The organism is Streptomyces sp. NPDC104371, assembly GCF_055583785.1.
This window is the reverse complement of sequence record NZ_JBVJNF010000003.1, coordinates 581404-607577: the sequence shown is the minus strand read 5'-3', so window position 1 is coordinate 607577 and position 26174 is coordinate 581404. Positions and strand designations below refer to the sequence as shown.

Genomic DNA, 26174 nt, shown 5'->3' with positions numbered 1-26174 from the left:
CCGGGCATGGGAGGACGCAGATGATGCACGTGGCACACATCACATCGCCTGCGCTGAACCTGCCATGAACCTGTCCTGAACCAGTCCTGAACGTGTCCGAGCGGAGAACCGACCCGTGAGACTGCCGCTGATCGCCCCCATGCTCGCGACCCCCGGCGCGCTGCCGCCCGCCGGGCAGGACGAGCGGTGGGCGTACGAGACGAAGCAGGACGGCCAGCGCGTGGTGGTCTATCTGCCCGGCGACGGCACCGTGGAGCTGCGCGCCCGCTCGGGCGAGGTCATCACGAACGCCTATCCCGAGCTGCACGCCCTGGGCGGGGCCCTCGGCGCGGTGCCCGCGATCCTGGACGGGGAGGTGGTGGCGCTCGACGAGCGGGGCCGGGGCGACTTCCAGCGGTTGCAGTCCCGCATGGGGCTCGCCCAGTCCCCCGCGCTGGCGGCTCGCCGGGCGACGCAGACCCCCGTACACCTCGTGCTGTTCGACGTGATGTTCCTGCGGCACCGCCTCACCGCGCTCCCGTATCTGCGCAGACGGCAGACCCTGGAGGGGCTCGCGCTGACGGGGCCCTACTGGTCGACGCCGGGCGCCCTGGTCGGGCATGGCGCGCAGGCGCTCCAGGCGACGCGGGACAACGGCCTGGAGGGGCTGGTGTGCAAGAAGGTCGACTCGGTGTACGAGGCGGGGGTGCGCTCCCGCTCCTGGATCAAGATCCGTAACGCGCAGACCGTGGACGTGATCGTCGGTGGCTGGCTTCCGGGGCGCGGACGGCTGTCGGGGCTGCCCGGAGCGCTGCTGGTGGGGCAGCGGGAGGCGGGGCGACTGCGGTACGTCGGCCGTGTGGGGACGGGCTGGAGCGAGGACGAGCGCGCCGAACTCGGCCGACTGCTGCTGGCCATGGAGTCGCACACCTGCCCCTTCGACCCCGAGCCGCGCATGCCGGAGGTCCACTGGGTGCTGCCCAGGCTGGTGGGCGAGGTCCGCTATGTCTCGCGCACCCGGTCCGGTCGGCTCAGGCACCCGTCATGGCTGCGGCTGCGTCCGGATCTGGCACCGGAGGACGCCGCGGCCGATCTGCCGTGAGCGCGGCCATCGGCTCGCCCACCCGCTCACGGTCAGACGTGCCCCGGTCCGCCGCTGCCGAAGGAGCCGCTGGAGCCCGGGTGCCAGCGCTTGCGCTCCTGGTGCTCGCCCCGCCTGCTGGGCGCGTGGTGGAGTTCGTACGGCATGAGCCGCTCGCTCTCCTGTGTCGCGTGGGGCACTTCGTCGGGCTCCCTGACCTCCTGCGTCTCATGGACCGGTCCGGTCGCGGGCAGATGGGGCTGCTCCTCCGGATCGGGCGGGGGCAACTCCCGGTCCCGTATGGACATTCCGAGCCGCACGGCCCAGATCAGCGCAGCCGAGACGAACATGCCGCCGATGAAGGCGGCGAACACGCTTAGCTGCTGACTGGAGACAGCCAGTAGTTCAAAGCTCGCCGTATTCATGTCATGAAAATAACCCCATTTGGGGGAAATTACCCCTTGGGGGAAGTTGAACCTGGCTGTCGGGGCGGCTCGGTTCAGTGCTCTGTCATGACGAGGACCAGGGGGATGCCGTCGCACGGGACCAGGCGCAGTCGGCCATGGCGGCCGGGGCGGCCCGCGGCGAGCCGCGCGCCGAAGTCGGGGCCCTTGGTGAGCGAGCCGACCAGATGGGCCGGGTCGGCGGACGCGGCCACCCGGCCACGGGCGTTGACCAGATGGGCCGGTTCCGGCAGCGCGCGGAGCAGCGGCATCACGGCGGCCTCGAAGTGCCGCAGGTACACGTCCGCCGCGGTGACCCCGGCGAACCGGCCCTCGATGTGGACCGGCGCGGACAGGGTGAGGCTGTACTCCTCCGAGCACAGGTAGTCGACGTACGGGCCCGCGACCGCGCGGTGGCCGGTGTCGCGGGGCAGGGTGAACCAGTCCCAGTGCGTGTAGTCGGAGTAGGCGGACTGCCGCGGGTCGAGGTCGGGCAGCAGCGGCCGTACGCCACCACCGGAGCTGGTCTGCCACCACTCCAGCCAGGCCGGTACGTCACCGAGCAGTCCCGGTGCCGCGACGAAGCCGACGCCGGAGACCAACTCCTGCCGGGCCAGGTGGAGATGGAGCCCGGGACGCAGCGCGGCGAGGTCGGCGGTCGCCGGGCGGCGGCCCTGGGCGGCGACCCGCGCGAGCAGGGCGGCGACATCGGCCCGGGTGCGGGCGACGGCGTCGAAGACGGCCTCCAGGGTGGAACGCACCTGGGCCGCGACGGTGGCTTCGGTGACCGGGTCGAGCGTCGCCGTTCCCGCGCCCGCGAGGTGGCCGCTCCCCTCCCTCACGGCCATGTCGGGGGCCGTCGGGGCGGGGTGGGGGGTGAGACAGGGCAGGAAGCCGGGCTGCCGCGGGGAGTCGGACATGACGGCGACCGTATACGGCCTCTTTACCGCGTCGCACGTTGCCCCCAGGTCAACTGGCCAGGGCCTGCTCAAAGTTGATCCAAATAGCGACGCTCCGTAAGGTGTTGGCCACGCCGTCCGCCGGAGACAGCACCCTGTCACCCAGGCGGACTTCTGGGCGGGCTGTTTGGCCTGCCCGCCGGCCTGGAGCATCGTCCGAGTACGCCACTGCGATCCACGGCGTCCGGAGTTGCCCTGGTCACCGCACCATCCCGCCACCGGGTGCCGTTCGCGGACCAGCTCCGCGCCCGTCGTCCGCGTGGTGGCCTGCCCGTCCCCCGCCCCCGTCGCAGCACCGTCCTCGCAGCCCCCGTCCCCAACTCCCCCCGTTCCCCCACCGTCACCCCCCGCACCGTCCCCCACTCCCCCCGTCGTGGAGATTTCCTTGTTCAGCAGATCGTTGTTCACCAAGTCGTTCAGAGCGACAGCCGCCGTCTGCTCCCTTCTGCTCATGAGCGGCTGCGGGTTATTCGCGGACTCGAGCGACTCCAGCTCGTCCAGCAGCTTCAACCCCCCGGACCTGAAGGCGCAGTCGAAGCTCGGCACGCCCGAAGGACAGGTCAACCTGATCAACTGGGCGGGCTATGTGGAGGACGGCTCCACGGACCCGAAGGTCGACTGGGTCACCCCGTTCGAGAAGCAGACGGGTTGCCGGGTCAACTCCAAGGTGGCGGCCAGCTCGGACGAGATGGTCAAGCTGATGAAGACCGGTGCCTACGACGCCGCCTCGGCGTCGGGTGACGCCTCCCTCCGGCTCATCGCCTCCGGTGAGGCGGCGCCGGTGAACACGGACCTGGTGCCCAACTACAAGGACGTGTTCTTCGGTCTGAAGAAGCAGGACTGGAACTCCTACAACGGCACCATGTACGGCATTCCGCACGGTCGTGGCGCCAACCTGCTCATGTACAACACGCAGGAGGTCTCGCCCGCCCCGACCTCGTGGTCCGCGGTCTTCGACGACGCCTCGAAGCACAAGGGGCATGTCACGGCGTACGACTCCCCGATCTACATCGCGGACGCGGCGCTGTATCTGAGCGAGACGAAGCCGGGGCTGCACATCCGCAACCCGTACGCGCTCGACCAGCAGCAGTTCGACGCGGCCGTGGACCTGCTCAAGAAGCAGCGTCCGAACGTCGGTGAGTACTGGGGTGACTACCTCAAGGAGGTCTCGGCCTTCAAGAGCGGTGACTCCGTGATCGGCACCACGTGGCAGGTCATCGCCAACCTCGCCGCCAGCGAGGGCGCCAAGGTGAAGGCCGTGCTTCCCCAGGAGGGCGCGACCGGCTGGTCCGACACGTGGATGATCGCCGCCAAGGCGAAGCACCCCAACTGCGCCTACAAGTGGATGAACTGGGTCATCTCGCCGAAGGTCAACGCGCAGATCGCCGAGTACTTCGGTGAGGCTCCGGCCAACATCAAGTCCTGCGACGAGACCAGCGACCCGACCTTCTGTGACACCTTCCACGCCATGGACGAGAGTTACTGGAAGGACATCGCGTTCTGGACGACGCCGATCGAGCAGTGCCTCGACGGGCGGACGAACGTCAAGTGCGTGCCGTATTCCGACTGGGTACAGGCCTGGAGCGAGATCAAGGGCTGAACCCGTCCGCATGGACAAGGGCCGCCGCGCCACCCCGGCGCGGCGGCCCTCGCGCGTCCCCACCGACGCGGCACGCGGGCCGCGTTGTTGCCGTATCCGTACATCGGTGATCTTGGCGCGGGCGACCCCCCGGGAGCAGGATGCCCCTATGAAGGGGTACCTGTTTTCCAGCGACCACATGGTCCAGCCGGCCACGACGCCGGGTATGTCGATAGAGAACGCGAAGTCCATCCGCTATGTCGTGAACGGCGAGATGCTCGCGCGGCAGGGGGCGATGGTCGCCTACCGCGGCAGCCTCCAGTTCGAGCGCAAGGGCCAGGGCGTGGGCGGGATGTTCAAGCGGGCGGTCACGGGTGAGGGGCTGCCGCTCATGACCGTGCGCGGGCAGGGCGAGGCCTGGTTCGCGCACGAGGCGCAGAACTGCTTCATCGTGGAGATCGAGCCGGGTGACGAGTTCACCGTCAACGGCCGCAACGTCCTGTGCTTCGACGCCTCCCTGTCGTACCAGATCCGCACGGTGAAGGGCGCCGGGATGACCGGCGGCGGACTGTTCAACAGCGTCTTCAGCGGGCAGGGCGAACTGGGGCTGATCTGTGAGGGTTCGCCCCTGGTCATCCCCGTCTCGCCCCAGCAGCCCGTGTACGTCGACACCGACGCGGTGGTGGGCTGGACGGCCGCGCTGCACACCTCGTTGAGCCGGTCGCAGTCCATCGGCTCGATGCTGCGCGGTGGTTCGGGCGAGGCCGTCCAACTCAAGCTGGAGGGTGAGGGGTTCGTGGTCGTCCGGCCCAGCGAGTTGACCCCGCAGAAGGAGAACTGACCGCGAAGGGCCCTCACTACCCGGTGAACGGCCTGGCTCAGGACGTCAGTTGGGCCTGTACGAGCGGACCGTAGCGCTCGACGATGTCCTCGATGTCGGCGGCGCGCACCTGAGGGCCGCGCACGATGCCGAACATCACGCTCAGGCCCAGCAGGGCGCTCACCGCCAGTTCCGCGCGCAGGCCCGCGTCCGGGCCGCCCAGCCGGGCGGCGAGGCGATCGGCTACCTGGGCGCGGAAGTTGGTGCGCAGCGTCTCGCCCCGCTCACGGTGCAGGGGCGCGAACACGATACGCAGGACGGGGTCGGCGCCCTGCTCGGTCTGGCTCACCAGAACATGGCGGACCATATGACGGCCGAGGTCCGCGAGCGGTGCGTCCAGCAGCGCCACGGCGTCCTCCTCGAAGGACATGACCTGGGCGAAGAGCGCGTCCTTGTTGCCGAAGTACTTCAGGATCAGGGGCGCGCTGACCCCGGCCCGCTCGGCGACCGCCTTCAGCGTGATGTCCGCCTGCGCGTGCCGGGCGTGGAGGTGACGCACGGCCCGCAGGATCGCGGCCTTGGTCGCCTCGGCGTCACGGCGGGCGGGGCCGCGGGGCGCCTCGGCGGCCCCGGGCCCCGGTCTCGCTCCGGTCGAGCGGTCCGGCTCCGCGGCGGGGCCCGCGGGGGCGGTGACGGACGGGGTGGTCATGGGGTCACGCTCCTTCCAGCGCCTCGTCGCGCGCGGCTTCCGTACGGACACTGGCGCGGCGGGTGCCGGCCGAGGCACGGTCCTTGGGGATGGTCAGGGCGGCGGCACAGGCCACCACGGCGACCGTACCCGCCATCGCGAACGTCAGCAGATAGCCGTGGAGCGTGGGCACGGGGATGCCCCCGACGGGACTCGTGTGGTGGACCAGGACCGCGGCGACGGCGGCGCTGCAGACGGCTTGACCGATCGTGCGCATCAGGACGTTGACGCCGTTCGCGGACGCGGTCTGCCCGGCCGGTACCGCGCCCAGGATCAGCGTGGGCAGCGCCGAGTAGGCGAGGGTGGTGCCCGTCGCCACGATCGACGCGCCCACGACGACCATCCACAGGTCGCGGCTGTCGGCGATCCGGACGGCATAGCCGAGGGCGAGCACGGCGGCCCCCAGGGCGAGGGTGACGCGCGGGCCGCGGGACGCGGAGATACGGGCCGAGAGCGGCGAGAACAGCAGCATGGTCAGACCGCCGGGCAGCAGGCACAGTCCGCTGCCCACGATGGACAGGCCGAGCCCGTACCCGGTGGCCTTGGGCGCCTGGACGAGCTGGGCCGTCACCAGGGAGTTGGCGTAGAAGCCGAAGCCGACGAGCAGGGCGGCGATGTGGGGCAGCGCGACGCGCGGGCGGGCGGCCAGGCGCAGATCGACCAGGGGCCGCTCGGAGCGCAACTGCTGCACGGACCACAGGGTCAGGATCAGGACGCAGGCCACGAACAGGCCCAGGATGCGGGGGCTCCCCCACCCCCACTGGCCGCCCTGTGACACGGCCAGCAGCAGGCTGACCAGACCGGCGGCCAGGCCCAGCGCGCCGAGGACGTCGAAGCGGCCGGGGGCGCGCACGGGGGACTCGCGGACCGCCCACCAGGCGAGCAGCAGGCCGACGGCACCGAGGCCGCTGGTCACCCAGAACATGGTGTGCCAGGTCGCGTACTGGATCACCAGCGCGGCCAGGGGCAGGCCGAGCGCCGCCCCGATGCCGACGGTGGAACTCATGAGCGCGACCGCGGATCCGGTGCGCTCGGGCGGCAGTTCGTCCCGCAGGATGCTGATCGAGAGCGGGACGACCGCGGCGGCCGCGCCCTGCAAGGCACGCGCCGTGATGAGCACGCCGATGTCGGACGAGAGGGCGCAGAGCACCGAGCCCAGCGTCATCAGCCCGAGCGCGGCCAGCAGCACCCGCCGCTTGCCGTACATGTCACCCGCGCGCCCGAGCACCGGGGTGAGCACGGCGCCGGACAGCAGTGTGGCGGTCACCATCCAGGAGACGGCGCCCGCCGAGGCGCCGGTCAGCCGGGGCAGGTCGGGCAGCAGCGGGACGACCACCGTCTGCATGACGGCCATGAGGATGCCGCCGAAGGCCAGTACCGGGACCGCCGCCCGCTCCCGCACCCCTGGCCGGTCGACCGGCTCGTCGGGGGTGGTGGATCGGTCCGGCGGTACAGGTATCGGGGCCATCGGCGCTCCAGAGGCAGGTGTGAATCGCGGGTGAATGACAATTCACCCTACCCAGGTGAATGGTCATTCACCTTCTGGATCCGGGAGATCCAAGGCAAAGACTTGGTCGTGTTTCCCCCTTGTGCCGCCCGCGGACGACCGCTTTGCTTGCCCCTGCACACCACCATCGGCACAGGAGCACCACATGACACAGCGCACCCCCGACGTTCGCGTCGACACCGGCAAGCCCCATCCGGCGCGCATCTACGACTGTCTGCTGGGCGGCAAGGACCACTACGCGGTCGACGAGGAGATGGCGGCCCGGTTACCGCAGGACGCCTTCCGGGACGCGCGACTGAACCGTGCCTTCATGCACCGCGCGATGCGCTGGCTGGCCCGGCGCGGCATCGACCAGTTCCTGGACATCGGCACCGGTATCCCCACCGAGCCGAACCTCCACCAGATCGTGCAGGGCGTGAACCCTCGGTGCCGGGTCGCCTACACCGACAACGACCCCATCGTGCTGCGTCACGCGGAGGCGCTGCTGGTCAGTACACCGGAGGGGGCCACGGACTACATCCAGGCGGATGTCCGCCGCCCCGCGGAGGTCCTCGCGCACGCGCGCGCGTTCCTCGACTTCGACAGGCCGCTCGCCCTGTCCCTCGTCGCACTGCTGCACTTCATCCCCGACGACGAGGACGCCGACGGGGTCGTCCGCACCCTGGTCGACGCCCTGCCGTCCGGCAGCCATCTCGTCCTGACCCACGGCACCGGCGACTTCCACCCGGAACTCGCGGGCCGGGCGACCGGGGACTACGGCAAGGGCGGGATCAGGCTGGCGCTGCGCAGCCACGCGGAGGTCCTGCGCTTCTTCGCCGGGCTCGACCTCGTGGACCCCGGTCTGGTGACCGCCCCCGCCTGGCATCAGGACACGGACGCGCCTGTCCCGCGGGCGGAGGAGTCCTCCATCTACGTGGGCGTGGCCCGCGTGCCCTGACCTGCCCCCTGCCCGCCGGGAGTCAGTCGGCGGCCGTGCGGCACTCCGGGTGACCCCAGCCCTGGGTGTTCTTGGCGATCGACTCGCCCGCCGCGTACGACCGTCCGCAGACGCAGCGGCCCGGGAACTTCGCCTTGATCGTGCGGCCGGAGGCGCGCTTGGCGGGGGCCGCGGCACGGCGGGCGGCCGGGACCGCAGGTTGCGACGAGGGCAGCGGCTCCGGGGAGCCGTACGCACTGCCCGCCGCTTCCTGGACCGTGGCCGCCTGGCTGGCGGCGCGGTCCGCGAAGTCGTTGAGGCGGTCGCCGTCGACCTGGTGGGCCGGGACGTAGCGGAACTCGACCTGGCGGCCGTCGAGCAGACCGTCGATCCGCGCGACCAGTTCCTGGTTGGCGACGGGCTTGCCGGAGGCGGTCTTCCAGCCCTTGCGCTTCCAGCCGGGCAGCCAGGTCGTCACGGCCTTCATCGCGTACTGGGAGTCCATCCGGATCTCCAGCGGGACATCCGGGTCGACCGCCGTCAACAGGCGTTCCAGGGCGGTGAGTTCGGCGACGTTGTTGGTCGTCCGGCCCAGCGGACCGGCCTCCCAGCGGCTGGGGATCTCCGCGTCGTCGGCGACGACCCAGGCCCATCCGGCGGGTCCCGGGTTTCCCTTCGACGCCCCGTCGCAGGCGGCCACAACACGTTCAGGCATGCCACGATCATGCCACGCCCCTGGCCACCGCCCGAATTCGTGGTCGGGCCCGCTCAGGGCACGTCGACGGCCTTCGGCGTCTCGCCCCGGGCGGTCGTGATGTCGATGACCGAGAAGGCGGCGCCCTGCGGATCGCTCAGCGCGGCGAACCGGCCGAACGGGCTGGTCATCGGCCCGTACCTCAGGACACCGCCGTGCGCGACCGCCTGTTCGACGGCCGCGTCGCAGTCGGCGACGCTGAAGTACACGTTGATGTACGAGGGCACCTCGGGCGGGAAGTCGTCCGTCATCCTCATCCGCCCGAGCACCGGGTTCCCGCCGAGTTCGTAGAGACGGAAGTCGATCGACTGGTCCAGGATCCGCTTGACGCGGTACGGGAAGACGGCCGGGAAGAACGCGTCCGCCTTCTCGGGCTCGCGGGTGAACACCTCGGCCCAGCAGTACGCTCCGGGCACGGCCCGCGCCTCGAAGCCCTCGTGGGCGTGCGCCTGCCACACGCCGAAGACGGTTCCGCCGGGGTCGCGGGCCAGCGCCAGGGTGCCGAAGTCGCCGACCTGCATCGGCTCCATCAGCACGTCGCCGCCGTGCTCCTCGATCGTCCGCGCCGCCGCGACGGCGTCGGCGGTGGCGAGGTACAGGCACCAGGCGGACTGGCCCTCCTGGCCGGGCATGGGCGGGACGACGGCGGCGACCGCCTTGCCGTCGGCGTACGCCTGTGTGTAGTTGCCGTACTGGGACGAGGCCTCGCCGAACGTCCAGCCGAGGACATGCCCGTAGAACTTCTTGGCCCCCTCGACGTCGGTGAACATCGCGTCGACCCAGCAGGGCATTCCCTCGGGTGGTACCGCCATGGCGTTCGACCCTCTCCGTCTCGCCGGACTCGCCGGTCGGGGCTCTTCGCTCCTCACGCTAGCCACGGCCGTGCCGCGTCGCGCGCCGAGCGGCGGTCCTGTCCGACACTGGTACGAGGTCTCGGTCCCGGACGGAACGGAGCGGGTGATGCGCGCATGGGTGCTGGACCGGCCGGGTCCCGTCGAGCGGGAGCCGCTGCGGTTCGTGGAGCGGCCGGACCCGGTGCCGGGCCCCGACGAACTGCTGGTACGGGTACGGGCGTGCGGCGTGTGCCGTACCGATCTGCATGTCACCGAGGGCGACCTGCCGGTGCGGCGGCCCGGAGTGACGCCCGGACACGAGATCGTGGGCGTGGTGGCCGGGGTGGGAGCGGCCGTGCGTGACTGGGTGGTCGGCGAGCGCGTGGGCGGCGCGTGGCTGCGCCGTACGGACGGCACGTGCCGGTACTGCCTCCGCGGGGCGGAGAACCTGTGCCCCGGCTCCGAGTACACCGGCTGGGACGCGGACGGCGGGTACGCGCAGTACACGACCGTCCCGGCCGCCTTCGCCTACCGGCTGCCCGCGGACGTGGACGACGTGGCGCTCGCGCCCCTGCTGTGCGCGGGCATCATCGGTTACCGCGCGCTGCTGCGGACATCGCTGCCGCCGGGCGGGCGCCTCGGGCTGTACGGGTTCGGCGGCAGCGCCCATCTGTGCGCGCAGGTCGCGCTGGCGCAGGGCGCCACCGTGCATGTCCTCACGCGTGACGCGGCTGCGCAGCGGCTCGCGCTGGCCCTCGGGTGCGCGTCGGCGGGCGGCGCCTACGACGCGCCGCCGGAGCCGCTGGACGGGGCGATCCTGTTCGCGCCGGTCGGTGATCTCGTACCGGTGGCGCTGCGGGCACTGGACCGGGGCGGTGTGCTGGCGGTCGCGGGCATCCATCTCAGCGACGTCCCGGTGCTGCGCTACGAGAGCGAGCTGTTCTACGAGAAGGAGCTGCGCAGCGTCACCTCGAACACGCGCGAGAACGGCCAGGAGTTCCTGGACCTCGCGGCGCGCTACGGCGTACGGGCGACGACGCACCCCTATCCGCTGTCCCAGGCGCAGCGCGCCCTGGCCGACCTGAAGGCGGGGCGTTTCGACGGGGCGGCCGTGCTGGTCGACGACGACATCACTGACATCAACTGACATCACTCCGCCAACGGCGTCAGCCCACCCGTCGACGTAGAGCCGTCCACCAGGGTGGGCCCGTCCGTCGACGTGGGCCCGTCCGTCGACGTGGGGCCGTCCGTGGCCGACACGGCGGCGGGGGGCGGTGCCGGGCCGGTGACCGTGACGCGCGCGGGCCGCAACAGCCGCTCCCCCACCTGGTATCCGTGGCTGAGGATCTCGGTGCAGAGCGGACGGTCGGCGTGCGGGGCGACGACATGGGTGACGGCCTCGTGCCGGTGCGGGTCGAAGGGCTCGCCCTCCTGGCCGAAGGTCCGCAGCCCCACGGAGCCCAGTTGGGTCTCCAGGACGTCCGCGAGGGCCTTCAGGCCGGGAGGCATGTCGCCCTGGCGGCGGGCCGCCTCGACCGCGTCCAGCACGGGCAGCAGCGCGCGCAGGACGTTCTCCGCGGCGATCTCGCGCACCGCCATACGGTCGCGCCGTACCTGCTTGCGGTAGTTGTCGTACTCGGCCTTCACCCGCTGCAGGTCAGCGGTGCGCTCGTCGAGCAGACGACGCAACTCCGCGCTCTGCGGCCGGCTCCGGTCCATGGTCAGCCCGCCCGTGGTGTGTCGTCGTCGTCCACGACCTCGGCGTCGACGACATCGTCCTCGTCCTGGCCGCCGCCGCCTTCGGTCGGGGCGGCCTGCTCCGCTGTCGGGGTGCTCTCGGCGCGCGCCCGCTCGTACATGGCGCTGCCGATCTTCTGGGCCGCCGCGGCTGCCTTCTCGGTGGCCGTACGGATCTCCGCCGTGTCGTCGCCCTTGAGCTTCTCCTTCAGCTCGGCCAGCGCGCTCTCCGTCTCGCTCTTCGCGTCGGCCGGGACCTTGTCCTCGTTGTCCCTGATGAGCTTCTCGGTCTGGTAGACGAGCTGTTCGGCCTGGTTGCGCGTCTCGGCGGCCTCGCGCCGCTTGCGGTCCTCCTCGGCGTGCGCCTCGGCCTCGCGGACCATGCGGTCGATGTCGTTCTTCGGCAGCGCGGAGCCGCCGGTGACGGTCATCTTCTGTTCCTTGCCCGTGCCGAGGTCCTTCGCCGTGACGTGCATGATGCCGTTGGCGTCGATGTCGAAGGACACCTCGATCTGCGGGACACCGCGCGGGGCGGGCGGCAGACCGGTCAGCTCGAACATCCCGAGCTTCTTGTTGTACGCCGCGATCTCGCGTTCCCCTTGGAAGACCTGGATCTGCACGGACGGCTGGTTGTCCTCGGCCGTGGTGAACGTCTCGGACCGCCTCGTCGGGATCGTGGTGTTGCGCTCGATCAGCTTGGTCATGATGCCGCCCTTGGTCTCGATACCGAGGGACAGCGGGGTCACGTCGAGGAGCAGGACGTCCTTGACCTCACCCTTGAGGACACCGGCCTGGAGCGAGGCACCGACGGCCACGACCTCGTCCGGGTTGACGCCCTTGTTGGCCTCCTTGCCGGTCAGCTCGCGGACCAGGTCGGTCACCGCGGGCATCCGGGTCGAGCCGCCGACGAGGATCACGTGGTCGATGCCGGACAGCTTGATCCCGGCGTCCTTGATGGCCTGGTGGAACGGCTCCTTGCAGCGCTCGAGCAGGTCGGCCGTCAACTGCTGGAACTGGGCGCGCGTCAGCTTCTCGTCCAGATGCAGCGGGCCCTCGGCGGAGGCCGTGATGTAGGGCAGGTTGATGGTGGTCTCGGTGGCGGAGGACAGCTCGATCTTGGCCTTCTCGGCGGCCTCGCGCAGCCGCTGCACCGCCATCTTGTCCTTGGACAGGTCGATGCCGTAGGCGTTCTTGAACTGCTTGACCAGATGGTCGACGACGCGCTGGTCCCAGTCGTCGCCGCCGAGGTGGGTGTCGCCGTTGGTGGCCTTCACCTCGATGACGCCCTCACCGATGTCCAGCAGGGAGACGTCGAAGGTGCCGCCGCCGAGGTCGAAGACGAGGACGGTCTGCTCCTCGCCGCGGTCGAGCCCGTAGGCGAGGGCGGCGGCCGTCGGCTCGTTGATGATGCGCAGGACGTTCAGTCCGGCGATCTCCCCGGCCTCCTTGGTGGACTGCCGCTGGGCGTCGTCGAAGTACGCGGGCACGGTGATGACCGCGTCGGTGACGTCCTCGCCCAGATAGGCCTCGGCGTCCCGCTTCAGCTTCTGGAGCACGCGCGCGGAGATCTCCTGCGCGGTGTACGTCTTGCCGTCGATGTCGCCGGTGTCCGGGAACCGCCAGGACGCGTCGCCCATGTGCCGCTTGACGGAGCGCGCGGTGCGGTCGACGTTGGTCACCGCCTGCCGCTTGGCGACCTCACCTACGAGCACCTCGCCGCTCTTGGCGAAGGCCACGACCGACGGTGTGGTGCGGGCGCCTTCGGTGTTGGTGATGACGGTGGGTTCGCCGCCTTCCAGGACCGAGACCACCGAGTTCGTGGTGCCGAGGTCGATTCCGACCGGACGTGCCATGGGGGCTTCTCCCTCCTCGTCGTCCGCGATGCCGGACACGGCCCGGCGGGACGCCCACGTGGGCTGTGGGGTGGGGCTTGGTGGCTTTGGGGTGGGGGTCGGTGGCTGACTGCCTTACTAGCCTGAATAAAACTTGAGTGGGGGGTTGTCAAGTCTGGGGAGGGCGGTCGGGGGACCGTCGGCGTACGGCGATGGCCCGGACCGGTCGGGCCGGTCCGGGCCATCGTTGGCTCACTCGGGTCTCACCCGGGTCTCAGCCGGTCTCACTCGGCCGCGTGGGGTTCCTGGGCGAAGTCGGCGTGGAGTCGCCGGGTGTGGTCCACCTGCCGCTCGGGGCCGGTCAGGGTGACCGTCGCGGTCAGCCGGGGTGCGGCGCTGGAGGCGGCCACGCGCAGTTCCAGCGTGCCCGGTTCGACCACGCGCCGCCCGTCGCGGCCGGTGAAGGACGCGAGGTCGGCGGGCACCGTCACCCGCACCCGCCGCGCCTCGCCGGGGGCCAGCGGCACCCGCGTGTAGCCGATGAGGCGCTGCACCGGCTGCACGACCGAGGCGACCGGGTCGTGCAGATAGAGCTGCACGACCTCACTGCCCTGCCGCTCCCCCGTGTTGCGCACGGTGAACGCCAGGTGGAACGCGCCGTCCGTGCCCGTCTCCGCCTCCTCGACGACGAGGTCGCTCCACGCGAAGGAGGTGTACGACAGCCCGTGCCCGAAGCCGAACGCCGGGGTCGGGTCGACGGTGGACACCTCACTGGCCTGGGCGAGCCGGGCGCCGAGATACGTGGCGGGCTGGGCGTCCGGGCCGCGCGGCACGCTGACGGGAAGCCGCCCGGAGGGGTTGGTCCGGCCGCTGAGCACCCCCGCGAGCGCCGGGGTCCCCTCGACGCCCGGGAAGAAGGACTGCACGATCGCGGCGGCCCCGTCCACGGCGCGCCCGAGCGCGTACGGCCGTCCGGCGAGCAGCACGGTCACCACCGGGGTGCCCGCGTCCAGGAGCGCGTCGAGCAGGTGCTGCTGGGCTCCGGGCAGTGTCAGCGAGCCGGCGTCGCAGCCCTCGCCGCTGGTGCCGCGTCCGAACAGTCCCGCGCGGTCGCCCAGGACCGCGAGGACGACATCGGCGTCACCGGCCGCGCGGACGGCGTCCTCGATGCCGGAGGTGTCGCCGTCGTCGACGCCGGTCCCGCGCGCCACGGTGATCTCGGCGTCGGGGAACTCGCGTGCCACGGCGTCGCGCAGGGTGGGCAGGTCGACGCCGAGCGGGACCCGCGGGTGGTGGACCCCGACGTGCAGGGGGAAGGAGTAGCAGCCGAGGACGGCCGTGGGCGCCTCGGCGTTGGGGCCGACCAGCGCGATACGGCGCGGGCGCGCGAGCGGCAGTGTGCCGTCGTTGGAGAGCAGGACCACCGCCTGCTCGGCGATCTCGCGGGCCAGGTCCCGGTTCCGCGGGGTGTCGAGGTCCACGGTGCCGCGCAGCGCGTCCGGGTCGTCCAGGTCGGCGTCGGCGAGCGCGGGCGGGACGGGGCTCCAGTCGGCGTCCAGCAGACCGAGGCGGGCCTTGTCGGCGAGCACCCGGCGCAGGGCGCGGTCGATGAGGGCTTCCGGTACCCGGCCGGTGGTGACGGCCTCGACGAGCGGGGCGCCGAACGCCTTGACGTTGGGCAGCTCGACGTCGACTCCGGCGCTGAGCGCGGCCTTCGCGGCGTCGGCCCAGTCGCCCGCGACGCCGTGCAGGGTGTGCAGGAACGCGATGCCGAAGTAGTCGGCCACGACGGTGCCGTCGAAGCCCCAGGTGTCGCGCAGCAGACCGGTCAGCAGCTCCTCGTCGGCCGCCGCCGGGATGCCGTCGACGTCGTTGTAGGCGCTCATGACGGAGCGGGCGCCGCCCTCGCGCACGGCCATCTCGAAGGGCGGGAGCAGGATGTCGGCGCGCTCGCGGGGGCCCGCGCTCACGGGGGCGAGGTTGCGCCCGGCGCGTGAGGCCGCGTAGCCGACGAAGTGCTTGAGCGTGGCGCCGACGCCCGCGGACTGGAGTCCCTGGACGTAGGCGGTGGCGATGCTGCCGACGAGGTAGGGGTCCTCGCCGATGGTCTCCTCGACCCGGCCCCAGCGGGCGTCGCGGACCACGTCGAGGACCGGGGCGAGGCCCTGGTGCACACCGACCGAGCGCATGTCGTGGCCGATGGCGGCGGCCATGCGGCGGATCAGGCCGGGGTCGAAGGTGGCGCCCCAGGACAGCGGGACGGGGTAGGCGGTGGCCTTCCAGGCCGCGAAGCCGGCCAGGCACTCCTCGTGGGCGACCGCCGGGATGCCGAAGCGGTTCGCGGAGGCGATGCGTGCCTGGGTGCGCAGCAGGGAGAGCGCGCCGAGCGCGGGGTCGACGGGGGCGGTGCCGAAGGGTCGGGTCAACTGGCCGAGGCCGGTCGGCAGAAGGGCGTCGAGATCGACGGCCTCCTCCATGTCGTGCTGGTGGGGGGCCACTTCGCCCCCGTCGTCGGACGCGCCGACCCAGACACCGTAGAGCTGGCCGATCTTCTCCTCGAGGGTCATGGCCTCGATCAGGGCGGACACCCGGGTGTCCGTGTCCTCGTGGGGGTCGTTCCAGACGGGGGTTTCGGGGGTGGTCTCAACTGCCACGTTGGCGGTCACTTTCCTCCGACGCCCATGAGCCCCTGAACCAGGGCGCGACGGGCGAACAGGTAGACGAGCAGGACGGGCACCATGGACAACACCACGGCTGCCAGCAGTCCGGGGACGTTCATGCCATGTGCGGTTTGGAAGTTGTAGAGGCCCAGGGTGATCAGCTTGCTGGACTCCGACTGGGTCAGGACCAGGGGGAACAGGAAGCCGTTCCAGGCCTGGAGCGCGGAGAACACCACGATCGTGGACAGTCCGCCCCGCGAGAGCGGGAGCACCAGTTGGAAGAACATCCTCCGGGGCGTGGCGCCGTCCATGGCCATGGCCTCGAACAGCTCCGGGGAGATGTCCCGCATCGCGCCGCTGAGGATCAGCGCCGACATCGGCAGACAGAAGGCGGCGGTCGGCAGGATGACCCCGAGGAGGTTGTCGTACAGACCGGCCTTGCTGATCAGATAGAACATCGGGACGATCACGGCCTGCGCCGGAATGGCGAGTCCCAGCAGGAACAGCCGGAAGAGCTGCGAGGTGACCCGCGAGCGGCTGCGGACGATCGCGTAGGCCAGCGGCGGAACGAGCAGCAGCACCACACCGACCACGCACGCGGTGACGATCAGTGTGTTGAGGAAGTACTGACCGAAGCCCGCGTCGAAGGCTTCCGTGAAGTTGTCGAACGTGACGCTGTGCGGCAAGGACAGCGGACCGTTGCGGGAGTAGTCGGACTGTGACTGCACCGTCGCCACGAGCATCACGTACAGCGGCAGGCCGATGAGGAAGAGCCAGACCAACGAGCCCACACCGGCGAGGTAGTTGGGGCGTCGCCTCATGACAGACCCTCCATGGAGCTGCGCATCTTGTCGTAGCCGGACACGCGGACGACGATCAGCGAGATGACCGTCGCCGCGACGACCAGGACCAGGGCGATGGCGGCACCGGCACCGAAGTCGAAGCCCTTGAAGGCCTTTTGGTACATGTAGTACGCGCTGATCGTGGTGTCCGTCCCCGGTCCGCCCTGGGTCAGGATGAGGACGGTCTCGAACGTCGTGAGCCCGCCGACGATCATCAGGATCATCGAGGTGATGACCGAGTTGCGCAGTTGCGGCAGGGTGATGTGGAAGAACTGGCGGTAGCGCCCCGCTCCGTCGATCTCGGCCGCCTGGTACAGCACTTGGGGGATGGCGCGGGCGGCGCCCTGGTAGATCAGGGTGTGGAACGGGGTGTACTGCCAGGTGCTCACGAACGCCAGCACGCCGATCGCGGTGGCCTGCTTGCCGAACAGGTTGCCGTCGCCGAACAGCCAGGTGGCCTGGGCCGGGATGCCGAAGTTCGGGTCGAGCAGCGACCGCCACAGCACCGACACGGCGGTGGCGGACAGCAGCAGCGGGATGAAGTAGATCACCGACAGCACGGCGCGGTTGCGCTGGTGTCCCGCGGCCCAGACGCCCAGCAGGATGCTCAGCGGGGTCTGGATGGCCACGCCGAGCGCGGTGACCAGCAGGGTCAGCCAGATGCTCTTGATCATCACCGGGTCGTCGAGGATCCGGGACCAGTTGTCCAGCCCGACGAACTCCGGAGAGCCGAGGCCGTTCCAGCTCATACAGGACAGCACGGCCACCATGATCAGCGGGACGATGGCGAAGAGTGCGAAGAAGAGCGTGGCGGGGAGCGCCCAGACGAAGCCGGGGCGCCCGACCTGGGCGGCGGAGGAGCCGCCCGGCCCCCGCCGGGCCGTCCCACGGGACCCGGCGGCGGGCTGATCACTTGTCAACTGTGTGGTCATCAGGGGTCATTCGGTGGGGAGGGCCTGCATGGCCTTGATGAACCCGTCCGCATCCGTCTGGCCGTTGAAGAACTGCTGCACGGCCTGGTAGATGGGCGTCATGGCGGCGGGCGGGTAGGCCTGGTCCCAGGAGAGCTGGAACGAGGGGGCCTTCTTCACCAGGTCGTACTGGAAGTGCGAGTAGGCGGGGTTGGTCGAACCGTCCAGGAACTTCTCGGTGTTGGTGGTGGTCGGCAGGTTGCCGAGGGCCATCTGCGCCTTGACGAACTCGTCGGAGTACATGAGCTTCAGGAACTTGGCGACGGCCTCGGGGTGCTTCGTCTTCTTCAGCACCGAGTAGAAGTTGTTGGTGTTGCCGACGACGTCGGTCGGGTCACCCTTGCCGCCCTGGACGGTCGGGAAGGCGGTGTAGCCGAGGCTCTTGGCGGCGAAGTCCTTGTCATCGTTCTGCTGTTGGGAGTAGTACCACGACCCCATCAGCTCGAACCCGGCCTTCCCACGGGCCACCAGCGCGGGCGAGGCGCCGTTCGTGTACTTCACGGAGTCGAAGTTGGTGCCGAAGGCGCCCGCGTCGACGAGCTGCTTGATCATGCCCAGCGCCTTCTTGCTCTCCGGGCTCTCCCAGGCGCTCTTGTCACCACCGAGGGCCTTCTGGAACAGCTCGGGGCCCGCGACCCGGTCGTAGAGGTACTCGAACCACATCAGCGTCGGCCACTGGTCACCGGCGCCGAGGGCGATCGGGGTGACCTTCTTGGCCTTCAGCTTCTTGACCGCGTCGATCAGTTCGTCCCAGGTCTGGGGCGGCTGCTGCACTCCCGCGTCGTTCAGCACCTTCTTGTTGTGGAACAGCAGGACCGGCTGGGTGCCGCGCATCGGGATGCCGTACGACTTGCCGTCGACGGCCGCGCTGTTGAGCACCGACGGCAGGAAGTTGGACTTCAGGCCCGGGTCCTTCTTGATGAAGTCGTCGAGCGGCATCAGCAGATCGGCCTTGATGAACGGCTTGATGCTGCCGCCACCCCAGTTGAAGAAGATGTCCGGGGCCTGCGGCGTGCTGATGATCGTCTGGAGCTTCTGCTGGTAGTCGGCGCCGGGGATGGTGTCGAGGACGGCCTTGACGTCCGACGTCTTGTTGAAGGTCGCGACGATCTGCTTCTCGACCTTGTTGTTGGTGTCCCCGTAGACGAGCACATGGATCTTCCCGTCGTTCGAGGACCCGCCGCTTCCGCCCCCACAGGCCGAAAGGCTCAGCGTCAGGCCGAGCGTCACGCCACCGGCGAGCAGACGGGGCAACCGCGCGCGTATCTTCATCGCATACCTTTCGAAATTTTCGACACCACTGCCGAAAGTCGCTGCTGTCGGACAGTAGGGGCGGCACTCCACGGGGTCAACGGGCGTGCAGACGCGCGACCAAACCGTTACCGGCGGCTCGTGACCTATCCTTCGGACATGCGTGGAAACGACGAAGTCGAGGGCCGGGTGACCCTGGCCGCCATAGCCGAGCAGGCCGGCGTGTCCCTGTCGACGGTTTCGAAAGTCCTCAACGGACGCTCCGATGTCTCCGAGGCGACCCGCGGCAGAGTCGAAGAACTCCTCGACACCCACGGCTATCGCCGCCGGGCCCAGGGAGCGCCCCAGTCCCCGCTCATCGAGCTGGTCTTCCACGAACTGGACAGCGTCTGGGCGATGGAGCTCATCCGCGGTGTGGAGAACGTCGCGAAGGAGAACAGGGCGAGCGTGGTCCTCACCGAGAGCGGCACCCGGCACGCTCCCGCAGCCGACTGGATCGAGGGGGTGCTACGCCGCCGCCCGCTCGGCGTGGTCCTGGTCTTCTCCGCCCTCCCGGACAAGGTGAAGAAGCAACTGCGGTCGCGGGCCATCCCGTTCGTCATCGTCGACCCGGCCGGCGACCCGGATCCGGACGTGCCCTCCGTGGGCTCCGCGAACTGGGCCGGCGGCCTCGCGGCCACGCGTCATCTCACCGACCACCACCACGAGCGCATCGCCATCATCACGGGCCCGGAGGACATGATGTGCTCGCTCGCCCGCCTCGACGGCTACCGCTCGGCCCTGGCGATGGCCGGTCTGGAGGTCGACCCGGACCTCGTGCGCTTCGGCGACTTCCATGTTCAGGGCGGCTTCACCCACGCCATGGAGCTGCTGGAGCGCCCGGACCGGCCGACCGCCATCTTCGCCGGGAGCGACCTCCAGGCTCTCGGCGTGCTGGAAGCTGCGCGGGTGAAGGGTCTGAGCGTGCCGGGGGACCTGTCGGTCATCGGGTACGACGACGTCCCGCTCGCCCAGTGGTCGAGCCCCGGACTGACCACGGTCCACCAGCCGCTGCGGCAGATGGCCGAGGAGGCGGCCCGGATGCTGCTGCGCCCCCACGACCCCGGCAGGACGGCCCTGCGCATCGAACTCGCGACGCATCTGGTGGTACGGCAGAGCACCGCACCGCCCAAGAGTGCGGGAGCGATCTGACGCCTCGTCAGGAAGCCTTGTTCACAAGCCCGTTGGCGACCCTCTCGAAACTTTCGACAGCGCCGTCCGGCGCACGGTCGCTTCCTCGTTGCCGCAGCTCGGCAGCATGGCCCCGCCGGGCACTGCCGTACTCCGCACAGGCACCCGCGGCCCGACCGGTGACAGGATTCCGTACATGACCGACGCGGGTGAAGTGACGTATCGTCCCCGGCACATACGCGCTCTGTGGTTCCTGGTGGGGCTCGGCGCGGCCGGGGCGAGCGCGGCCGTGCTGAGCGTGGCCTACCGGGGTGTGCTGGACCTGTGGTCGGGCATCGGCCTGCTGCCGACGCTGATCGGCGTCGTCGCGCTCAGGAACGTCACCCGCCGGGTGACCGCCGACGCGTACGGCCTGCGCTCCCGGACGTGGCTGCGCCGCCGGAGCGTGCCCTGGAGCGACGTCGCCGACCTGTGCGTCCGTGTGAGCTACGCGAACAACAGCCGGGTCGAGGACGTGCGGTGCGTCGTCCTGGTGCGGCGCGACGGTCACCGGCTGCCCCTGCCGGTCAGCCGGATGTCCTACGACCCGGACTTCGACGCCGAGTTGGACGCACTCCGCGCGCTGCACCGCCGCTTCGGAACGCCTGAGTCGGACCACCTTCCCGTCGTCTCCTACCGCACCGCCGGGCGCGGCCCGGCCGGGCCACTGGGCCTGTGCGCCCTGCTGCTCGTGTGCGCGGGCATCGCCGTGTCGTACGTACCGGACGCCACGTCGTACGCGCGGGCGTGGGAGGCTGCCGTCCCGTGCACCGCCGAGACGCCCGCCGGGGAACGCGACGAATGCCTGACCGCTGTGCCCGCCGTGATCGCCCGGACCGACGCCGACGCGCCCAGGAAGCGCAACTATCTGTACTTCACCGGCAACCGCCCCATGGAGCGGCTGGAGGTCTCCTACGACGCCGCCCGGGACTTCGAGGCCGGCGAGCGCGTCGAACTGACCTTCTGGCGCGGCAGCGTGATGAAGGTCGCCGGAGAGCGGCACGTGTGGCGGGACAACGTCGTCGGCGGCGGGGAAGTCGCCGTTGTCGCCGCCGTGTTCGCTCTTGTCGCGGGCTATCCAGGAGCCCTGGTGGTGCAGTTGCGCACGCGCGGGCGACGGCTGCCCGATGACGAGGTCCTCCCGTCGGCTCTCCCGTTCGCGGGCGCGCTCGCCGGTACGGCGCTGTGGCTGCTGCCGCTCTGCTACCTCCACCCCACGACCCTGTTCTCCTCTCCCACCACGATCACTTGGGCCACCGCGGGCTCGCTGGTCACCGTGGCCCTGTTCGGCTGCGCCTGGCGCGCCACCCGGATCCGTACACCCGAAGTGGCCGGAGCGGTCGAGGAGTTCGCAGGGCAGGAGGACGAGAACGAGGAGGTGTTCCTGGTTGCTCGCTTCCTGGAGCACACCGACTACAGCCCGCTCGGCTTCGGCACCCATATCGTGCTCGGTGGCGGTCCCCTCGCGGTCAGCCCTCACTCCGGTCCTGGCCGGTACGCGGCGAAGCGGATACCGGTGGAGCGGCTCACCGTGAAACGCGTACGGCGGGTACGGGGCGGTGATGCCAAGACCGTCCCCGGAAGCTGGCACATCGCCGAGCTGGACGACGCGGGCACGCCGGTCCGCCTCGCTGCCGCACCCGCCGATCTGGCCCGTGTCGTCCGCGCGTTGGGCTCGGCGAAGACCAGGGCGGGCGGCGGGTCAGGGTGACGTGACCAGGTCCAGGACGCGCACCCAGTCGAACTCCGGGCGCTCGCCCGCCTCTCCGGAGCGCGGGTCGCCGAACCGGACGCCCATGCCGGTCAGCCGGTCGATGCTCGCCCGGTAGGCGGGGTGGGCCGCCAGCGCCTCGCTCACACAGGGCAGGACGGCGATCGGGACGCCGAGCCCGTACGCCTCGCACAGGATGCCCAGCGCGAGAGTGTCGGCGATGCCCGCGGCCCACTTGTTGACGGTGTTGAAGGTGGCCGGGGCCACGACGACCGCGTCGGGGTCGGGGAACGGTCGCGGGTCGTCCGGGGCGCGCCAGGCGGACCGGATCGGATGGCCTGTCCGCTCCTCGACCCGGTCGGTGTCGAAGAAGCGGAGGGCGAGCGGGGTGGCGATGACACCGACCTCCCAGTTCCGCTCCAGTGCGGTCGATCAGCTCGCCGACGTCCCGCGCGACGCCCGCGGCACACACGACGACGTACAGGAAGGGTTGCGTGGCGTGTTCGGTCACGAGCGCACCCTCCTGAACGATCCCTGAAGCGGCCTGCACGATCCCTGAAGCGGCCCCGCGCCCGGAACACAGAGCCCGGCAGCGCGCTGGTCGGACCAGCGCGCCGCCGGGCATCCGTCCTGTCACCGGGCCGCCGTCATTCTCCTTCTCCGGAGAGCGAGATGGCGCTGACCGGGCAGGCGCGCACGGCCTCCCGCAGCAGCGGGTCGCCGCCGCCGTTCTCCTTGCCGGGCAGCACTTCGCTGAAGCCGTCGTCGTCCTGGGTGAAGACGCCCGGTGCGGTGAGGGCGCACTGGCCCGCTCCGACGCAGACGTCCTTGTCGATGGTGATGGTGATGTCGCGAGTCATGGTCGCAGCCTCTTACCAGGTCACGGGGAGTTCCAGCATCCCCTGGATCGTGTCGCCCGGTTTGAAGGGGATCTCGTCCGCCGGGGCGGCCAACCGCAGACCCGGCAGCCGTGCGAAGAGGGAGCGCAGCGCGATCTCCAGCTCGGTCCGTGCCAGGTTCTGGCCGAGGCACTGGTGGACGCCGAACCCGAAGGCGACGTGGTGGCGGGCCGAACGGTGCCAGTCCAGGGTGTCCGGCTCGGGGAAGACGGCGGTGTCGCGGTTGATGACGGACGTGGAGAACAGGACGCCCTCCCCGGCCCGGATCGTCGTCCCCGCGATCTCGATGTCCTCGGTGGCGACCCGCACCAGCCCGTCGGCGATGGACAGGAAGCGCAGCAGCTCCTCGACCGCGGCGGACATCAGGCTCGGGTCGGTACGCAGTTCGGCGAGCTGCTCGGGGTGCCTGAGCAGAGTGAAGGTGCCCAGCGAGATCATGTTGGCCGTCGTCTCGTGCCCGGCGACCAGCAGGATCACGGCGAGGGAGATCAGCTCGTCCCGGTCCAGCGCCCCGTCGTGCAACTGCTCCTGGATCAGCTCGTCGAGCAGGCCCTCCCCCGGCTCCGCGCGCTTGCGTTCGATCAGGTCGCCGAAGTAGGCCTCGAGGCGGTCGCGGGCGTCCTGGGTGTCGGCCGCGGTCGGGCCGCGCAGCAGCCGACGGGACTGTTCCTCGAAGAACTCGTGGTCGGCGTAGGGCACGCCGAGCAGCGAGCAGATCACCATCGACGGCACGGGCAGCGCGAAGGCGCTGACCAGTTCGGTGGGCGGGCCCGCGGCCTCCATGGCGTCGAGGAGCCGGTCGACGGTCTCCTGGATCTGCGGGCGCAGGGCGGTGGCGCGCTTGAGGGTGAAGCTCGGGACCAGCATGCGGCGTTCGCTGTGGTGCTCGGGGTCGTCCCGGCCGACGAGGGCGACCCTGCGGTCACGCTCCCGGATGGCGGCGAAGCGCTCGGTGATCATCGGGAAGTGGGGGTGGGTCCGGTCGGAGGACAGCCGCGGGTCGGCCAGCAGCGCACGGGCCTGGGTGAGCCCGGTGACCACCCAGACGTCGCGTCCGTCGTACAGGGTGACCCGGGTCAGGGGCCGCCCCTCGCGCAGGGGGTCGTAGGCGGTGGGCGGGTGGTAGGGGCAGGTCCGGTCCTGGGGGAACGCGACGGGTTCTGACACGGTGGGGGCGGGTTTCGTCATGGATGACCTCGCTCGCGAAGATTCGCTCTTGCCGATCACCATTAGATGCCTGAGGCACCTACAGGGCCACCCGACGTCCAGCCGGATCCACCGGATGCCGTCTATGGCCGAAACATCTTGTCGGCAGAGGGGTTCACGCCGACAGCACACACCCGGGACGCGTCCCGCGCACCCGGCCCGACCATGGTAATTCGCTTGCCCGCGCATGCGCCTCTCGTGCGGACGTCACCCGGATGCCACCCCGCCCGAGTGGCCGGAAACGGTGCGCGGACGCGGAGGGCACTGGCCGGTCCCGGCCCGGCGCGCGAGGCGGCGCACGCGGACCGTGCGCGCCGGGTGCGGGGCGGGATGAAACGCGGGACGGCTGGTGTTGAATCCTGGAACGCGTGGTCTCGCACCCGGAGTTACGGGGGCCGCGGCGGGACGGACGCGACAACAGCCGTACACGACGATGGGACGGATGTCATGGCTCTTGAGGGCGAGTACGAACCCAGTCCGGAGAAATGGGTACGCGACCAGGTCGAGCTGTACGAGGGCTCCGGCGGCACCAAGGGGACGACGCTCCGGGACACGGGGCTCCCGGTGATCATCCTGACCACTCTGGGCGCGAAGAGCGGCAAGATCCGCAAGACGCCGCTGATGCGCGTCGAGCACGAGGGCAGCTACGCCGTGGTGGCCTCGCAGGGCGGAGCGCCCAAGCACCCCGTCTGGTACTACAACATCACCAAGCACCCCACCGTGGCGTTGCAGGACGGACCCGCGCCCCAGGAGATGACCGCCCGCGAGGTCACGGGCGAGGAGAAGGCGGTGTGGTGGGAGCGGGCGGTGGCCGCCTTCCCGCCCTACGCCGACTACCAGAAGAAGACCGATCGCGAGATCCCCGTCTTCGTCCTGGAGCCGACCGGCAGGTAGGCGTCCGGCAGGCAGGCGTCTAGTGGGAGTGCGGCTCCCAGGTCAGGCTGTCGCCGCCCACCCAGCGGACCACGTCCGGGTCGTCGGCGTCGTGGATCGTGATGCCGCACTCCGCCGCGACCGCCAGGACCTCGGCCAGTGACCGCGCCTTGGCGACCATCTCGCCGTCGATCTCCACGATCCGGAAGGGCGGCTCGGCGGGCTGTACCCCCAGCACCATGACCCGGGGGTGAGAGATATGGGGGCTCGCGCTTTCGGTCATGTATCGAGCGTATGGCGCTTCGGGGTGACACAGCGGCCGGACGGAGCGCTCAGGTGGGCCGGTCCGGCCGCGAGGAAGGGCCCGATACCCCGCCCACCGGGTTCGCCCGGCCGGGTGACAGCGCCCGAGCGAGACTCCCTGGAGGACGCCGGGCCGCTGCCCCTGACGGTGGGGCGGGGTGCGTGCCGTTCGCGGACGACAGCGGCGCGGCACGCCTCCGGCCGGTCCCCGTCGCCTCATGCCTCGGCCATGAACTTCCGCAGATCGGCGTTGAGTTGCTCGGCGTGGGTGGCGAAGAGGCCGTGGCCGCCGTTCTCGTACACCTTCAGCAGGCTGTTCGGCAGGAGCGCGGCGCTGCGGCTGCCGGTCAGTTCGAGGGGCGCGGAGGTGTCATGGGTGCCGTGGACGACGAGGACGGGCAGGTCGATCGCGGTGAGTTCCTCGCTGACGTCGAGGGCGGCGATGACGTGGCCGAGCGCGGTACCGGCGCGTGCGGTGGCGGCGTGGCAGAGCCGGACCATGTACTGCACATAGGCGTCCGACAGCTCGTTGCCGGGCCGGTCCAGGGCGAAGAAGTCACGGGCGCCGTCGGAGAAGAAGGCCGCGCGGTCGTGCTGGAAGGCGGCGTTGCCCGCCTCGGCGGCCTCCGGGGCCCATCCGTCCGGGTTCCGCTCCGAGCGCACGACACCGGGCACCATGCCGCCGACCAGGACGACGCGGGCCACCCGCGCGGAGCCGTGCCGGGTCAGACACCGTACGACCTCGGCGGTGCCGACCGAGTGCCCGACGAAGGTGAGGTCCCGCAGGTCCAGGTGGTCGATCAGGCCCTGCACGTCATCGGCGAGGGTGTCCAGGTCGAAGCCGCCCCACACGTCGTCGGAGCGACCGTGGCCACGCCGGTCGAGCCCGACGCAGCGGTATCCCTCGGCGGCGAGGGGCAGCATCTGGTACTCCCACATCTCGGTGGAGAAGTACGAGCTGTTCACGAAGACCATGACGGGACCGTCGGCCGGACCGTAGTCGACGAAGTGGAGGCGGGTGCCATCGGTGGGGCTCTCGAAGTACGGCATGGGAAGGTCCT

General features: G+C 70.7%; 24 protein-coding genes and 1 pseudogene. 8 read left to right on the top strand and 17 right to left on the bottom strand.

From position 1 onward, the window contains the following. Positions 1–115 precede the first annotated feature (115 nt). Positions 116–1081, top strand: coding sequence for a non-homologous end-joining DNA ligase (gene ligD, locus ACZ60T_RS13445; RefSeq protein WP_469665964.1), 966 nt, complete (start codon positions 116–118; stop codon positions 1079–1081). Between the two features lie 32 nt (positions 1082–1113). Here the strand turns inward: ligD and ACZ60T_RS13440 are convergent, their stop codons facing one another. Then, positions 1114–1485 carry a DUF6479 family protein gene (locus ACZ60T_RS13440; protein ID WP_365627027.1) on the bottom strand — a complete coding sequence of 124 codons (372 nt, stop codon included), beginning with the start codon at positions 1483–1485 and terminating at the stop codon, positions 1114–1116. A 74-nt stretch (positions 1486–1559) separates the two neighbouring features. Continuing rightward, positions 1560–2351, bottom strand: coding sequence for a cache domain-containing protein (locus ACZ60T_RS13435; protein WP_469666086.1), 792 nt, complete (start codon positions 2349–2351; stop codon positions 1560–1562). A gap of 562 nt (positions 2352–2913) precedes the next feature. On the opposite strand from ACZ60T_RS13435, the gene ACZ60T_RS13430 reads away from it, so the two are divergent. Together ACZ60T_RS13430 and ACZ60T_RS13425 are read left to right on the top strand one after the other, a co-directional pair. Beyond that, on the top strand, positions 2914–4062 hold the full coding sequence (locus tag ACZ60T_RS13430) for an ABC transporter substrate-binding protein (protein ID WP_365627413.1): 1149 nt from the start codon (positions 2914–2916) through the stop codon (positions 4060–4062). Positions 4063–4210: 148 nt separating this feature from the next. Next, positions 4211–4882, top strand: a complete 672-nt coding sequence (locus tag ACZ60T_RS13425; RefSeq protein WP_365627024.1) for an AIM24 family protein — start codon at positions 4211–4213, stop codon at positions 4880–4882. 37 nt (positions 4883–4919) lie between these two features. On the opposite strand, the gene ACZ60T_RS13420 is transcribed toward ACZ60T_RS13425, so the two are convergent. Both ACZ60T_RS13420 and ACZ60T_RS13415 read right to left on the bottom strand, forming a co-directional pair. Further along, the gene (locus ACZ60T_RS13420) at positions 4920–5570 is read right to left on the bottom strand and encodes a TetR/AcrR family transcriptional regulator (protein ID WP_469665963.1); all 651 of its coding nucleotides are present in this window, start codon (positions 5568–5570) and stop codon (positions 4920–4922) included. A 4-nt stretch (positions 5571–5574) separates the two neighbouring features. After that, on the bottom strand, positions 5575–7077 hold the full coding sequence (locus ACZ60T_RS13415; protein WP_365627018.1) for an MFS transporter: 1503 nt from the start codon (positions 7075–7077) through the stop codon (positions 5575–5577). 184 nt (positions 7078–7261) lie between these two features. Between ACZ60T_RS13415 and ACZ60T_RS13410 the strand changes: the two genes are divergently transcribed. Further along, a complete protein-coding gene (locus tag ACZ60T_RS13410; protein ID WP_469665961.1) occupies positions 7262–8053 on the top strand; it encodes an SAM-dependent methyltransferase in 792 nt (263 codons plus the stop codon). Between the two features lie 22 nt (positions 8054–8075). Here the strand turns inward: ACZ60T_RS13410 and ACZ60T_RS13405 are convergent, their stop codons facing one another. Both ACZ60T_RS13405 and ACZ60T_RS13400 read right to left on the bottom strand, forming a co-directional pair. Further along, entirely contained in the window at positions 8076–8747 is a 672-nt protein-coding gene (locus ACZ60T_RS13405) for a ribonuclease H family protein (protein WP_469665959.1), read from the bottom strand. A gap of 53 nt (positions 8748–8800) precedes the next feature. Continuing rightward, positions 8801–9598: a VOC family protein gene (locus ACZ60T_RS13400; RefSeq protein WP_365627009.1), complete on the bottom strand. Its 798-nt coding sequence runs from the start codon at positions 9596–9598 to the stop codon at positions 8801–8803. A gap of 148 nt (positions 9599–9746) precedes the next feature. On the opposite strand from ACZ60T_RS13400, the gene ACZ60T_RS13395 reads away from it, so the two are divergent. Then, positions 9747–10766, top strand: a complete 1020-nt coding sequence (locus ACZ60T_RS13395) for a zinc-binding alcohol dehydrogenase family protein (protein ID WP_469665958.1) — start codon at positions 9747–9749, stop codon at positions 10764–10766. Between the two features lie 2 nt (positions 10767–10768). Here ACZ60T_RS13395 and grpE read toward each other — a convergent pair whose 3' ends face one another. From grpE to ACZ60T_RS13365, 6 genes are all read right to left on the bottom strand, one after another. Continuing rightward, positions 10769–11338, bottom strand: coding sequence for a nucleotide exchange factor GrpE (gene grpE, locus ACZ60T_RS13390; RefSeq protein WP_469665957.1), 570 nt, complete (start codon positions 11336–11338; stop codon positions 10769–10771). A gap of 2 nt (positions 11339–11340) precedes the next feature. Beyond that, on the bottom strand, positions 11341–13209 hold the full coding sequence (gene dnaK, locus ACZ60T_RS13385; protein WP_365627000.1) for a molecular chaperone DnaK: 1869 nt from the start codon (positions 13207–13209) through the stop codon (positions 11341–11343). A 263-nt stretch (positions 13210–13472) separates the two neighbouring features. Next, entirely contained in the window at positions 13473–15854 is a 2382-nt protein-coding gene (locus tag ACZ60T_RS13380) for a beta-xylosidase/alpha-l-arabinosidase (protein WP_469665956.1), read from the bottom strand. Next, complete coding sequence (locus ACZ60T_RS13375) at positions 15851–16669, bottom strand: carbohydrate ABC transporter permease (protein ID WP_469665954.1); 819 nt, start codon at positions 16667–16669, stop codon at positions 15851–15853. Before ACZ60T_RS13375 ends, ACZ60T_RS13380 begins: the two co-directional genes overlap by 4 nt. Then, positions 16666–17622, bottom strand: coding sequence for a carbohydrate ABC transporter permease (locus tag ACZ60T_RS13370; protein WP_469665953.1), 957 nt, complete (start codon positions 17620–17622; stop codon positions 16666–16668). Before ACZ60T_RS13370 ends, ACZ60T_RS13375 begins: the two co-directional genes overlap by 4 nt. Before the next feature lie 6 nt (positions 17623–17628). After that, complete coding sequence (locus ACZ60T_RS13365; protein WP_365626987.1) at positions 17629–18933, bottom strand: ABC transporter substrate-binding protein; 1305 nt, start codon at positions 18931–18933, stop codon at positions 17629–17631. Positions 18934–19071: 138 nt separating this feature from the next. On the opposite strand from ACZ60T_RS13365, the gene ACZ60T_RS13360 reads away from it, so the two are divergent. Together ACZ60T_RS13360 and ACZ60T_RS13355 are read left to right on the top strand one after the other, a co-directional pair. Next, a complete protein-coding gene (locus ACZ60T_RS13360) occupies positions 19072–20103 on the top strand; it encodes a LacI family DNA-binding transcriptional regulator (RefSeq protein WP_469665952.1) in 1032 nt (343 codons plus the stop codon). A 175-nt stretch (positions 20104–20278) separates the two neighbouring features. Continuing rightward, positions 20279–21832 (top strand): PH domain-containing protein, encoded by a 1554-nt coding sequence (locus ACZ60T_RS13355; RefSeq protein WP_469665951.1) that lies wholly within the window; start codon positions 20279–20281, stop codon positions 21830–21832. Here the strand turns inward: ACZ60T_RS13355 and ACZ60T_RS13350 are convergent. The 3 genes and pseudogenes from ACZ60T_RS13350 to ACZ60T_RS13340 form a co-directional block, all read right to left on the bottom strand. Continuing rightward, positions 21824–22343, bottom strand: a pseudogene (locus ACZ60T_RS13350) (flavoprotein). The gene ACZ60T_RS13355 and the pseudogene ACZ60T_RS13350 sit on opposite strands and share 9 nt — an antisense overlap. A 136-nt stretch (positions 22344–22479) precedes the next feature. Further along, entirely contained in the window at positions 22480–22692 is a 213-nt protein-coding gene (locus ACZ60T_RS13345) for a ferredoxin (protein ID WP_469665949.1), read from the bottom strand. A 12-nt stretch (positions 22693–22704) separates the two neighbouring features. After that, positions 22705–23919 (bottom strand): cytochrome P450, encoded by a 1215-nt coding sequence (locus ACZ60T_RS13340; RefSeq protein WP_469665948.1) that lies wholly within the window; start codon positions 23917–23919, stop codon positions 22705–22707. Positions 23920–24384: 465 nt separating this feature from the next. Here ACZ60T_RS13340 and ACZ60T_RS13335 point away from each other — a divergent pair, with 465 nt between their 5' ends. Next, the gene (locus ACZ60T_RS13335) at positions 24385–24831 is read left to right on the top strand and encodes a nitroreductase family deazaflavin-dependent oxidoreductase (RefSeq protein WP_365626972.1); all 447 of its coding nucleotides are present in this window, start codon (positions 24385–24387) and stop codon (positions 24829–24831) included. A gap of 19 nt (positions 24832–24850) precedes the next feature. On the opposite strand, the gene ACZ60T_RS13330 is transcribed toward ACZ60T_RS13335, so the two are convergent. Continuing rightward, positions 24851–25093 carry a hypothetical protein gene (locus ACZ60T_RS13330; protein WP_365626969.1) on the bottom strand — a complete coding sequence of 81 codons (243 nt, stop codon included), beginning with the start codon at positions 25091–25093 and terminating at the stop codon, positions 24851–24853. Between the two features lie 236 nt (positions 25094–25329). Then, a complete protein-coding gene (locus tag ACZ60T_RS13325; RefSeq protein ID WP_469665946.1) occupies positions 25330–26163 on the bottom strand; it encodes an alpha/beta fold hydrolase in 834 nt (277 codons plus the stop codon). Positions 26164–26174 lie beyond the last annotated feature (11 nt).